Raw genomic sequence first — 12,374 nt, forward strand, 5'->3', positions numbered from 1 at the left:
TAATTGATTTGCGGGTGAAGGATGGTCAGGTGATTGTCGATCAGGTTACATCGGCTTTAGATTGTGGCGTGGTGGTGAATCCGGAAGGAGCAAAAAATATGGCCGAAGGAGCGGCAATTGATGGGATAGGTAATGCCCTGTTTGGCCAATTAACCTTGACGGAAGGAAAGACGGATCAGAAGAATTTTGATACCTATCGCATGATTCGTCACAATGAGGCGCCGAAGAAGATCGATGTGCATTTTGTGCAAAATGAGGTAGATCCAACAGGATTAGGCGAGCCGCCATTCCCACCTATTTTCGGAGCGATGGCCAATGCCTTGTATAAAGCCACAGGGAAACGATTTTACCAGCAGCCTTTTCAGCCGCAGGTCGAGGGCTAGGCTATAATTCGATGTCCTCGGGCTTGCCGTTCATAAAGTAATCAGTTTGCGGGAATAATAAATGTCGTACTTGCGGCCTATGACAACATCCCGAAAAACCTCATTAGCCGCTGGTATTTTGTACCTGCTCACTTTCATTTCAATTCCGACATTGTCGCTTTACCACGAAATCCATCAGCCTAATTTTATCCTTGGTTCGGCGCCTTCAAGTGATGTGGTATTGGGTGGAATGTTGGAATTATTGATGGCCTTGTTTTGTATCGGAACGGCTATTGTTTTGTATCCGGTATTGAGGAAGCAAAACGAAACGCTGGCTTTGGGTTTTGTGGCTGCGCGCGTATTAGAGGCTGCTCTGATTTTTGCGGGAGTTGCGGCTTTGTTGACCGTTTTGCAACTGCGCATTTTAGGTGCGGAGGCTTCGGTCATGAGCCGCGGGCTAGTGATGCTTTACGACCGTCTCTTCTTAATTAGCCAAAGTTTCATCCCAGCCGTGAATGGCCTGCTATTGGGAACGTTTTTATATCAAAGCCGTTTAGTGCCTCGTCTTCTCCCTATCATTGGAATCATCGGGGCTTTTACCTTGACTGCTGGAGATGTGGCGGTTTTGTATGGTGTCTATGACCAACACGCACCGATCGCGGGATTATCCGCTATCCCCATTGCCTTGTGGGAATTTTCGCTGGGAATTTATTTGACAGTGAAAGGGTTTAAAGAAAATCCGTTAATTTTAGCGGTATGAAAATCCCTATTTACCAAGTTGACGCCTTCAGTAATCAATTATTCAAAGGCAACCCTGCCGCCGTTTGTCCATTAACCGAATGGCTGCCAGATGAGCTCATGCAAAACATCGCTCAGGAGAATAATTTGGCAGAAACCGCTTTCATCGTTCCTGCTAATGACGGTTATGATATTCGTTGGTTTACCCCCACCGTGGAAGTTGATTTGTGTGGCCACGCAACTTTAGCGAGTGCGCATATAGCATTTCATGAGTTGGGTTACTTAGGAGATTTCGTCAATTTTCATTCCCACAGAAGTGGCCCATTGACCGTAACCAAAAGAGGTTCTGAATTAGTCCTGGATTTTCCTTGTGATACCCTCGAGCAAATGGCAGTAGAACCTATTCATAGTTCTGGACTTTCCAAAGCACCTCGCGCCGTTTTCAAAGGCAAAACGGATTACCTATTTGTCTATGATGCGGAGGAAGATATTCGCGCAATCCAACCGGATTTTGAAGCCTTGAAAATTCATCCCGTACGCGGGATCATTGTGACGGCTCCTGGTGAAAAGGTGGATTTTGTGTCTCGATTTTTTGGCCCAGCTTGTGGGGTGAATGAGGATTCGGTAACAGGTTCTGCGCATACGACTTTGACACCTTATTGGTCTGCTATTTTAGGTAAAACAACCCTAAGTGCACTTCAATTATCACAAAGAACCGGCTCGTTGACTTGTACGCTGAAAGGCGATCGAGTGGAAATAGCTGGTGAAAGTATGCTGTATCTAAGGGGTGAGATTTTGGTGTAGTCAACCCAAAATAGTCAAAACAAATTTGACACCACCCTCGTTTAACGACTATGCAAGGCGTTAAAAAACAACATTTACCTTCCAAAACCTGTCCCGTTTGCAACCGCCCCTTCGCCTGGCGCAAGAAATGGGAGAAGAATTGGGATCAAATCATCTACTGTGGTGAAAAGTGCAGACGTAGTAAATAAGTTTACCGACGAGGACATCGACCGCATCATCCAAATGGCGTGGGAAGATCGCACGCCTTTTGAGGCGATTGAATTTCAGTTTGGGCTGAAAGAAAAAGAGGTCATCGAATTTATGCGATTGAATAGTAAGGAGTCCAGTTTCCGCATGTGGCGCAAGCGCATGACGGGTCGTGGCACGAAACACCTGCAAAAACGCGTGGCAGTAGATCCCCGTTTCAAATGTACTTTGCAGCGTAGTATCAGCATGAATAAAATCAGTAAACGTTAGTGGATTTTCCTGCCAACTTAGATGCGGTTTACGAACGCATCGATCAGTTTGATCCTGAGCGTTATGCTCGGACGCGCAACTTTTTAAATGGTGGCGTTTCCTATCTTTCCCCGTATTTATCTCGCGGATTTATCACCGTTCCACAAGTTGTAGCCCGACTAAAAGACCGCGGCATCGGCATGGAACAGGCGGAAAAATTCATACAAGAATTAGCCTGGCGCGAGTTTTATACGCGTACATGGTTTCAAAAAGGTGATGGGATTTTTACAGACATTCGCCATCCTCAAGATGGAGTACTGAACAGCGGGATTCCGGAAGCGGTATTAACTGCGGAGACTGGGATTCGGTCGTTGGATACCTTCTTGGCGACATTTCCTCAGCGTGGTTATTTACATAATCACCTGCGGATGTACCTTGCGGCCATCACCTGCAATGTAGGGAAATACCATTGGTCTGAACCTGCGGCCTGGTTGTACTACCATTTGTTGGACGGCGATTTAGCCAGCAACGCGCTGAGTTGGCAATGGTGCGCGGGTACTTTTAGCAATAAGCTATATTATGTGAACCAAGAAAACATCAATAAATACACGGGCAGCAGCCAACAGGGAACTTTTTTGGATTGTACGTACGAGGAATTGCCCTTGCTTCAGGTGCCAGAGGAATTGAGAAAATCAGCTAAGGCCGACCTTGTTTTCACGCCGCCCGTGACGAAAGCACTCGAGATTCAGGAAGAGCTACCCACGTTCGTTTATACCCATTATACGCTCGATCCTACGTTTCACGAAGGGGAAGAAGGCAATCGAATTTTGGTCTTAGAACCAAGTCATTTCGCGAAGCACCCCATGTCGCCTCGGACGATGCAATTCATTTACGATCTAGCCGAAAATATACCAGGCATGCAGATTTATTATGGAGAATATGCATCGCTTAACATCAAATCCATTTTCAGAGATCATCCGATCAATGCACATTTTCAAGGAACGCGCGAGGTGCATCCGACACTGGCTCCGGGATTACAAGGAGAATTCAATAGCTTCTTTTCTTTTTGGAATAAACTAAGCAAAAAGCTGAGCTAGAAAGTTTTCCGCGTTGTTTAAATGCGTTTCCTTTTTCTCCAACGGCATCTTGTCCCAGGTACTGATGAGCATCGCCCAGCGCGGATTTTTGCGGAAGGTATCCCGCTGTTTATCCAAGAATCGCCAAAACAATCCATCCCAAATCTCCTGCCATTCGCCTTTCGGATAGTCACTCATTTTTAGAATGTAATTGGATCCGCAGATATACGGTTTGGTCGTCATTAATCCGCCATCGCTGAATTGCGACATGCCGTAGACGTTAGGAACCATCACCCAATCATACGCATCGATGTACATTTCCATAAACCAGCGATAGACTGCATCCGGTTTGATTTCGCACAATAGCATGAAATTTCCCAACACCATGAGTCGTTCGATGTGGTGATTATAGCCCGTTTTCAAGAGTTTGCGAATCGTCTGATCGATGGGTGCTAAGCCCGTGGTTCCGTCGTAAAAAGCGGCCGGCATTTCGTTCGTAAATCCCCAATAATTCGTGGTGCGTTGTTGGACACTTATTTTGCGATAGAGCAGTTGGACAAACTCGCGCCAACCGATAATTTGTCGAATAAACCCTTCCACACTGTTTAATGGGCCATCGCATGAAGCCACACGCGCGATCACGTTCGCAGGATTCAACAAACCCACATTGATCAATGGACTTAAAATACTATGAAACAAGGTCTTTTCTTGGGCTTTGATGGCGTCTTCATAATCACCAAACAAGTGCATTCGCTCCCGCAAAAATAAATCCAAAGCTGCTTGCGCTTCTGCATGTGTCACCGGGTAGTAGGCTCCCGAAAAGGGAACGTCGCTTGATCCTGGGTTACCTGAAAAATGGCTTGATACATAATCGACGGCCTCAGTTACATACGCGTTTTTAGACTCAGGGAATGGAGCCGGAATGAACGTATTTTTCGGAATTTTCTTACGGTTTTCGGTGTCGTAGGTCCATTGGCCGCCCACGGGTTTTCCTTCGGCATCAATTAAAATCCCCCGGTCTTTTCGTTGCTGGGTATAGAAGGCGGTTTGGTAATAAGGTTTGCGATTACCGAGTAAGTTGGTATCCGTATTTAGGAAGTTGGGGCTCGGTAAAAAGTTAACACTTCCTGACCGACGAAGGCGCCGTTCGACCAAGTAATCATTCGGGTCGAACAAGGAAATTTCGCCCTTTATGGATGCCCCTAAGCCAACTTCTGAGGCACGTGGATCTTGCGAATTAATGTATTCCACGGTCTTTCCTGCGGCACGCAATCGGTCCGCAAAAGCGCGCATGCTCGCCCGGTGGAAGATCAATTTCTGCTTGTGAAAAGCGTATTGCTTGAAGAATAAATGGGATTCAACGAGGTAGAAAACATCGGCCTCCTGAGCCAAAGTCTCCTCAAATAATTGGTGCGGAAAAATCAGAAATGTCCTCATTTATTCACGTGTTTAGCTAAGATTCTCACACCTTCTTGTCGGGCTTTTTTTGTCTTCCGTAATTCCCAAACTTGGTCGGATGCCGACTTTCTCGTCGCACTTAAATCTACCACGGGTGCTGGATAATCCACACCTATTTTAACTCCGTAGAGGGTCTGTTCCATATCGCTTAATTTCCAAGGTTCGTGAATTAAGGTGGCTGGTACTTGCGCTAATTCGGGTAACCATTTTTTGATGAACACACCATCGGGATCATGGTCATACGAGTTCTTCACGGGATTATAAATCCGGATAGTATTGATACCGGTTACGCCCGCTTGCATCTGGATTTGGGGGTAATGAATGCCGGGCTCGTAATCTAGAAATTGACGCGCTAAAAAGTGAGCTAAATCGCGCCAATCCTGCCATAGGTTAAAAACAAAAAACGATACGACCATGGCGCGCATGCGGAAATTCAAATAACCTGTTGCCACCACACAACGCATGCAAGCGTCTATTAGAGGAACTCCTGTTTTCCCTGTTTGCCAGGCTTCGATTAGCGCAAGATCACGCGGTTTTTCGAGGCTTTGGTAGGCCTTGTTTACCGGCTCAAATTCCATCCGAGACTCATCTTCAAATTTTTGAATAAAGTGACTTTGCCAGTGCAGCCTTGAGACAAAATTTTGAAGCGAACGTTTGTTGCGCGCCGATTTATAATGTTGCATCGTATAGGTATGTGCCATGCGCATACTGATATTTCCGTAGGCTAAATAGGGCGAAATCCGGCTGCAGGCTTTTCGGCTCGCCTCGGGTTTACTGATCAATGAACTGTAACCCACATGCCGCGATTCTATGAAACTTTTCAGGTATTTCCAGCCCCAATATTCGCCTCCTTCTTGGAAGACGGGATTGCGTGTTTTGAATGAAGAAGGAAGTTCAGACCCTCGATGAATGGTATAAAAATCACCAGGTAATTCCAGTAAATTCCAGTCACCTTCCCGCTGAAAAAACGGTTCACGGGTCATGGTCGCCTCCCAGCGTTGTTGCCAGGTTTTGCGTGATTTCAAGCGGCGAATAACACCGTTCGTTGGCGTTTCTTTCCATAAAATCCCCACGCGTTTACAGAACGCGGCCACGTCCTTATCCCTTTGAAAACTTAGCCCATTCCCTATCTCCTCATGAGAATAAATGGTCTTGATATCGTAAGCGGAAGCGAGCGCCTGAAACACGGGAAGTACTTCGGAGTGAAAAAGGTAAAGTTGGCCTTTTCGGTCTTCCAGTCGGCCTTGCATCTCCAAAAGAGATTCATGCACAAATCGCCAATGCCGCACATCGCTATCGGGAAAAGCAATCAGGGAAGGTTCGAAAAAATAAACTAAAAGCGTAGGAATATCGGAGTCCAATGCTCGGTACAATGGCTCATGGTCCGTGAAGCGGAGGTCACGTTTAAACCAGACAATGTTGATCGGGGACTTTGGCATAAAAACATAACTTAAAAAGCCCTGTGATGTTTTCAGAAAGAAAAGACTTACCTTTGCCCCTGTTTTACACACCTAATGTATCAAAATGAAACAATATCTGACAGCTCTATTCTTTTTCTCATCCGCTATGTGCGCACATGCCCAAACGGGGAGCATTGAAATGAGCACGGGTGGTTTCTCATTTATTCCGGCGTTCACGTCGAAGGAGCCCAATGTCATTATTAACGCAAGCACCAACCCGAAAAGAAGGTTAACAGGTGCGATGATGTACATGATGCGGATTCAAAGTATGACGCCTACGACGGTCGTTTTATTTACCCGATACCGTTTTATTGATAAGAAATTTAAGGCTACCGTAGGAATCCACATGCCGGCATTTCAAATGACGGAGCAATATAAAGTAACGAGTTTCTTCGGACGGGAATTAACGATGAATTATCCAGTTAGTGAAAAAATGAGTGTAGGGTCGTTCATCTTAAATGGACAAGCGCGCAATACGGATTTTAAGGTGACGTTGATTTCTGGAAACACCAACTACCGCCACAAAAAATGGAGTTTTTTATCGCAAGGGTACTACTTGACTGTAGGCGATTTGACGGGAGTGGCGGAGACGATTTCGTACGATATCAATAAGCATTTTCAGGCCAAAGCCTTTGGCAATTATACGATTACGGACGGACAGGTGATTGGTACGGTGGGTTTGAAATATAATTTATAGGGGTTTATTTAGGTGCTTAGCACTTTTGGCAGAAACCATGTAAAAGACGGTATCTATAAAATACAACATGCTATTTTGTGTAAGCACGTTCTCGTCGTGCAGATCTTCTAAAATCAGATGTAGTTCCTCGTTGTAGTAATCATGGTTTTTGGTATTTCGAAAACCGTTATTTTCCAAAAATGATTTTACTAGACTTAAATCTGTTATTCCGGTCGCCTTTACAAACGGTTGTTCTACTACGGCATAGAGTATTTCTTGCTCCTTAAAGAAGCCTAATAATTGATAAGCTGTATCTGGGAAAAATAAATTATTGAGAAGAAGATTGTGCAAATAATCAATCCAGGATGCATAATAAATCGCATCATTCAACTTTAAAACGGTAGCGCCATCTTTCAAATAAACTTTTTGTTCGGCACCCTGTGAAACGTAATTTTCAAGATTGATATGCGTTATCCATAAGTTATATTGATCCGCAAATTCAATTAAGCACTTTGTTTCTTGTTGTTTGTTTTGCTTGTATTCTTGAGCCATTGAGCCTGTTCCTTGGCTTCATTTAAGGTAACTACAGTTTGTTTGGATAAGATGGTGATGCTTAACCTGGCTCTTTCCTGAAAGGATATATTGTATTTCATCTTTCATGTAGTGTTTGGTCATACAAAGGTAAGAAAAATGAGCACCCTTTTTTAAGGATGCTCAATGTCTTGTAAATTACCTAGTTATGCCAAACCAATCAAATCAGTTTCCTGATAATTTTAATAGCTCAATCCTTGCCCAAAAGCAAACAATCCATACCCTGGACCTTCCATATGCCCTGGCACATCTGATTTGTTCGCCTCAACTGCGGCTTGATTCACCGGTGTTGTAAATGGCATTTTACCCGTAGGATTAAATGCCCCCGTCACAATATCTAAAAGCGCATCTTGCGTTGTCCCAAAGGTCGCAATGATCGACTTTGCTTTTCCCTTATCGATTTCCTCAATCACCCATGGATTTGTGTAATTGATCGCTAGGATCGTTGGCTTTGCGTTCAAGATGTCATTCACATGCGCAACGTCAATGCGGTTTGCCGATAAATTCAAATCTATTTTTGAACCCTGCGAACTGAATAAACCTCCGGCCGTTGGAACCAACCACAACAATACGACATCGGCCTCCTCTTTCGTTGACACAAATTCTAGACCTGCATACTCTGGCTTGGAAACCTTAATAGCCTCACCGGCATTGCGTCCTGATTGGAAATAAGTCTCGAAATAGACTTTGGTTTTCTTCGCCAAAGGCAAGCGTTTTTCATCATTACGAAGTAAGACAATCGACTTGCGGAGCGCGAGATTTGCGGCATCGACGGCTGCTTTATTGCCAACCGTTTTTACTGCTTCCTCCACATTCACGTAGGGGTTTTCAAAAAGGCCTAATTCGAATTTCTCTTTTAATAGTTTAGATACCGACTGGTCAATGCGCGCTTCTGAAATCATGCCTTTTTTTACCACCTCTATTAAGGTAGTTGGATCAGCTGCCCCAGAGAAAATATCTACACCCGCGTTAAGCGCTTTTTGGTAACGCTCCGGAATGCTTATGTTTTCTACGCCCCATGGCATCATTTCGATTGGGCCTGTATCGGAATTTATGATTCCCTTGAAGCCTAATTTATTTTGCAATAATTCGCCTATGATCGCTTTGTTGTATGAGAATCCTACCTCCTCAAATTCCTTACCTTTCGGGGCGGAATAGTACGGCATAATTGCGGAAGTTCCCGCTGCGATGGCTGCCTGGAAAGGTTTTACATGGTAGTCAAACATGCCACCTGGATAGTGCGCAAATTTTCCCCAATCAAAGTGTGAATCTTGTCCGCCTTCTTGTGGCCCTCCACCTGGGAAATGTTTGGTGGTCATGGCAACTGACGTGTTGGTTAATTTCTTTCCTTGGAAACCCAATACAATCTGGGTAATCATGTTGGACGCCAAATCCGCATCCTCCCCAAAAGTTCCTTCTACCCGGCCCCAACGAGGCTCAGTCGCCAAATCGGCCATGTACATATAGCCCTTACGTAATCCCACAGCGCGCCATTCCGCTGCCGCTGTTTCGGCAAATTTGCGGGTTAAATCGAAATCGCGCATGGCCGCTAAGCCTAATTCGCCTGGCCATTTTGAAAATGCCGTTAGGCCCACGCTCAATCCCACCGATGCATCTGTAGTCACATGATTGCGTGGGTTCGAAGCGACGATGGCCGGAATACCGAGGCGTGTGCTTTCGCAAAGTTCTTGTAAGTTGTTAGACCATTTGGCCATAATTTCAGGCGACGCACTTGCCCGTAAAATGAAGTGGCGTAAGTGAAATTGAGTTACGCCTTTGGTGGTGCCGGCTGCCGACATATTGGGTGCTCCCAGCGGTTTACGCGTAAACATATTGGTGTTTTGGACCAAATCCTCTTCGTTAAATCCTTCCGTAATTTTAGGCCGAGGTCCCGCATTCCCTTGAACGCCATTATTGAAAACTTGGTCGCCACCCATACGCGTGGTGCTGATGAGCATGAATCCAAGCTTTTCCTCCAAGGTCATTTGGGATACTAAATCTTTGATTCGAGCGTCTACTGGCAAACGCCAATCCTCGTATTTGTCCAGTTTGTTGTTCTTATTTAGGTCTTTAAAGGACAATTTCCCTACCCGCAAGGTAGGTGTTTTCATGGCCACCAACACAGGTTGTGTCTGGGCAAACATGGTGCCTGATGCAAAAAGCAATGCCAGGAGGATACGTGATTTCATGGGTTTTTTCTTTCTTTGTATAGGAAAGCAATTTCTTTCTTAATTCTAATCAGTAAAAAAGGATGAAAGACCCGAATGTTGACGAATTCATACAAAGTGCCGACCAATGGCCCCAAGAAATGGCCTATTTACGTCGAATATTATTGGATTGTTTATTAATAGAAACCTTTAAGTGGCGGACACCGGTGTATATGGTAGACAAGAAAAACATTATTGCCATTGGTAGCTTAAAGGACCATTGTGCCTTGAGCTTTTTCAATGGTGCGCTACTTCAAGACGAGGACAAGCTGTTAATTAAACCTGGCGAGCACACGCAATTGGGCCGCTGGATGAAGTTCAGTTCGGTGGAGGAGATTCGGCAAAAAGAAGACTACATCAAAGCCTATGTCCTAGAAGCCATCGAGGTAGAGAAACTAGGATTGAAAATGGAAAAACCATCTGAAATCCCTCATCCGGAGGAGTTGACGGCTATTTTCGCCAAGAAGCCTGCGCTGAAAACAGCCTTCGAAAAATTAACTCCTGGGCGCCAGCGGGCCTATTTACGATTTTTTTCAGACGGGAAGCAGTCCGAAACGCGCACTTCACGTATCGAGAAAAATGAAAAGTACATCCTAAAAGGCATCGGAATTACCGATTGTATTTGCGGTTTAACAAAGCGCAAGCCGAGTTGCGATGGTTCGCACAAAGCCATTGAGAATTTTAAGAGATGACGTAAACAAGTCATGTGCCTGACGTTTTTTGGCATGATTTTTAACCCCAATTTTGCCCCATGAATTTTGGAGAACAATTAAAGGAAATTCGTACGGCCAAAGGTTTGACGCAAAACGATCTATCTGAAAAGAGCGGGATCGCGCTGAGAACCGTACAACGTATGGAGCGTAACGAAGGGAAACCGAGTTTGTATTCGATGAATGCGATTGGTGAAGCCTTAGGTGTGAATTTGACTTTATTGTATGCTCCAGATGATGAAACCGAAAAACGAAATATCATGGAAAGTACAGACCAACAATTATGGCAGCTTGCCCGCATGCGTGCCAAATTCAAACGGAGCCTAGGCTCTTATTCACTTGTTATCCCCGTTTTGTGGGTCATTTGGTATATTAGTATGCCTGATCAAGCAAAATGGAATCATTTTCCATGGCCTATTTGGCCGATGCTAGGCTGGGGATTAGGGTTGACGATTCAATACCTAAAGGCCTACCATACTTTGGGTGAATCATTAGAACAAAGCGAGTACGACAAGTTGAAAGGCCAAAAATAAAAGCCAGCCACCCTTTCGAGCAGCTGGCTTTAAACTCAACCTAAAAAGACTATTTAAAAGTAACGTCGAAACGATCTAAGTTCATCACCTTTGTCCAAGCGGCTACGAAATCCTTCACAAATTTAGTTTGTGAATCCTTCGTTGCATAGACTTCAGCCAAAGCACGAAGCTCTGAATTCGAACCGAAAATTAAGTCGGCACGTGTTGCAGTCGCAACCACAGCTCCTTTTTCGTTTTTACCTACGTACTCTTCTTTTGCTTCATCTACTGGTTTCCAGGTGGTTCCCATTTCCAACAAGTTCACAAAGAAGTCGTTCGTTAACGCATCTTTCTTCGTCGTAAATACGCCGTGTTTCGAACCGTTATAATTCGTGTTCAACACACGCATACCACCTGTTAATACCGTCATTTCTGGCGCAGTCAAGGTTAATAATTGTGCTTTGTCTACGAAGATTTCTTCTGTCGAAAGCGTGTAACGTGTTTTCGTATAGTTACGGAAACCATCGCCCATCGGCTCTAACAAGCTAACGGAAGCCACATCTGTTTGCTCTTGTGAAGCATCCATACGACCTGGGGTAAATGGAACCGTTGTTTTAACACCCGCATTCGCTGCTGCTTTTTCAACGGCTGCTGAACCACCTAACACGATTAAGTCTGCGATAGAGATCTTTTTCTTACCAGATTTGGCATTAAAATCTTTCTGAATTTTTTCATAAACAGCTAAGACTTTCTCTAATTGCTTCGGATTATTAACTTCCCAATTACGTTGTGGCAGCAAGCGAATACGCGCCCCGTTTGCACCACCGCGGCGATCTGAGTGACGGTACGTTGAAGCTGAAGCCCAAGCCGTCGAAACTAATTCGCTGATCGATAAACCAGAGTTTAAAATGGTCGTTTTCAAAGCCGCTACGTCTTGCGCGTTCACTACCTCGTGATTCAACGCAGGAATTGGATCTTGCCAAAGCAATTGCTCCTTCGGAACTTCTGGTCCTAAATACGTTGAGCTAGGACCCATGTCGCGGTGCGTTAATTTGAACCAAGCTTTCGCAAAAGCCTTCGCATACAATTCCGGATTCTCTAAGAAACTACGTGAGATTTTCTCGTAAACTGGATCAGCGCGTAAAGCGATATCCGAAGTTAACATCGTAGGCTTGTGGAATACGTTTTTATCAAACGCATCTGGGATGATGTTTGGACTATCTTTCGCAATCCACTGGTTAGCACCGGCTGGGCTTTTCTCTAATGTCCACTCGTTATTAAATAGCAAGTGTAGGTATCCGATACCCCATTGTGTAGGCGTCGACGTCCAAGTAACTTCTAAACC

At 44.8% G+C, this 12,374-nt stretch carries 14 protein-coding genes; 9 read left to right on the top strand and 5 right to left on the bottom strand.

The window, feature by feature from the left end; translation table 11 throughout:
* The 6 genes from ACIQZ2_RS11115 to ACIQZ2_RS11140 all read left to right on the top strand — a co-directional run.
* Positions 1-383 (top strand): molybdopterin cofactor-binding domain-containing protein (locus tag ACIQZ2_RS11115; RefSeq protein WP_395768923.1); only part of this gene is annotated, 383 nt, incomplete at its 5' end.
* Between the two features lie 79 nt (positions 384-462).
* Positions 463-1,122, top strand: coding sequence for a DUF4386 domain-containing protein (locus ACIQZ2_RS11120; RefSeq protein WP_395768924.1), 660 nt, complete (start codon positions 463-465; stop codon positions 1,120-1,122).
* The gene (locus ACIQZ2_RS11125; protein WP_395768925.1) at positions 1,119-1,904 is read left to right on the top strand and encodes a PhzF family phenazine biosynthesis protein; all 786 of its coding nucleotides are present in this window, start codon (positions 1,119-1,121) and stop codon (positions 1,902-1,904) included. Before ACIQZ2_RS11120 ends, ACIQZ2_RS11125 begins: the two co-directional genes overlap by 4 nt.
* A 50-nt stretch (positions 1,905-1,954) precedes the next feature.
* Entirely contained in the window at positions 1,955-2,092 is a 138-nt protein-coding gene (locus ACIQZ2_RS11130) for a DUF2256 domain-containing protein (RefSeq protein WP_252624661.1), read from the top strand.
* Complete coding sequence (locus tag ACIQZ2_RS11135; protein ID WP_395768926.1) at positions 2,067-2,360, top strand: TIGR03643 family protein; 294 nt, start codon at positions 2,067-2,069, stop codon at positions 2,358-2,360. Before ACIQZ2_RS11130 ends, ACIQZ2_RS11135 begins: the two co-directional genes overlap by 26 nt.
* Positions 2,360-3,436, top strand: coding sequence for an FAD-binding domain-containing protein (locus ACIQZ2_RS11140; RefSeq protein ID WP_395768927.1), 1,077 nt, complete (start codon positions 2,360-2,362; stop codon positions 3,434-3,436). Before ACIQZ2_RS11135 ends, ACIQZ2_RS11140 begins: the two co-directional genes overlap by 1 nt.
* Here ACIQZ2_RS11140 and ACIQZ2_RS11145 read toward each other — a convergent pair.
* Both ACIQZ2_RS11145 and ACIQZ2_RS11150 read right to left on the bottom strand, forming a co-directional pair.
* Entirely contained in the window at positions 3,416-4,852 is a 1,437-nt protein-coding gene (locus tag ACIQZ2_RS11145) for a cryptochrome/photolyase family protein (RefSeq protein WP_395768928.1), read from the bottom strand. The genes ACIQZ2_RS11140 and ACIQZ2_RS11145 overlap by 21 nt on opposite strands.
* Complete coding sequence (locus ACIQZ2_RS11150) at positions 4,849-6,312, bottom strand: deoxyribodipyrimidine photo-lyase/cryptochrome family protein (protein WP_395768929.1); 1,464 nt, start codon at positions 6,310-6,312, stop codon at positions 4,849-4,851. The genes ACIQZ2_RS11145 and ACIQZ2_RS11150 overlap by 4 nt, the downstream gene beginning before the upstream one ends.
* An 85-nt stretch (positions 6,313-6,397) precedes the next feature.
* Between ACIQZ2_RS11150 and ACIQZ2_RS11155 the strand changes: the two genes are divergently transcribed.
* Complete coding sequence (locus tag ACIQZ2_RS11155; RefSeq protein WP_395768930.1) at positions 6,398-7,030, top strand: hypothetical protein; 633 nt, start codon at positions 6,398-6,400, stop codon at positions 7,028-7,030.
* Here ACIQZ2_RS11155 and ACIQZ2_RS11160 read toward each other — a convergent pair.
* Together ACIQZ2_RS11160 and ACIQZ2_RS11165 are read right to left on the bottom strand one after the other, a co-directional pair.
* The gene (locus ACIQZ2_RS11160) at positions 7,025-7,561 is read right to left on the bottom strand and encodes a hypothetical protein (protein ID WP_395768931.1); all 537 of its coding nucleotides are present in this window, start codon (positions 7,559-7,561) and stop codon (positions 7,025-7,027) included. The two genes, ACIQZ2_RS11155 and ACIQZ2_RS11160, sit on opposite strands and share 6 nt — an antisense overlap.
* 221 nt (positions 7,562-7,782) lie before the next feature.
* Positions 7,783-9,789, bottom strand: a complete 2,007-nt coding sequence (locus ACIQZ2_RS11165; protein ID WP_395768932.1) for a glycoside hydrolase family 3 N-terminal domain-containing protein — start codon at positions 9,787-9,789, stop codon at positions 7,783-7,785.
* A 62-nt stretch (positions 9,790-9,851) separates the two neighbouring features.
* On the opposite strand from ACIQZ2_RS11165, the gene ACIQZ2_RS11170 reads away from it, so the two are divergent.
* Positions 9,852-10,499 (top strand): DUF1801 domain-containing protein, encoded by a 648-nt coding sequence (locus ACIQZ2_RS11170; RefSeq protein WP_395768933.1) that lies wholly within the window; start codon positions 9,852-9,854, stop codon positions 10,497-10,499.
* A 59-nt stretch (positions 10,500-10,558) separates the two neighbouring features.
* Positions 10,559-11,050, top strand: coding sequence for a 2TM domain-containing protein (locus ACIQZ2_RS11175; protein WP_395768934.1), 492 nt, complete (start codon positions 10,559-10,561; stop codon positions 11,048-11,050).
* Positions 11,051-11,099: 49 nt separating this feature from the next.
* Here the strand turns inward: ACIQZ2_RS11175 and ACIQZ2_RS11180 are convergent.
* A partial coding sequence (locus ACIQZ2_RS11180; protein ID WP_395768935.1) for a peroxidase family protein occupies positions 11,100-12,374 on the bottom strand: 1,275 nt, incomplete at its 5' end.

This window comes from Aquirufa sp., assembly GCF_044342065.1.
Lineage (GTDB): Bacteria > Bacteroidota > Bacteroidia > Cytophagales > Spirosomataceae > Aquirufa.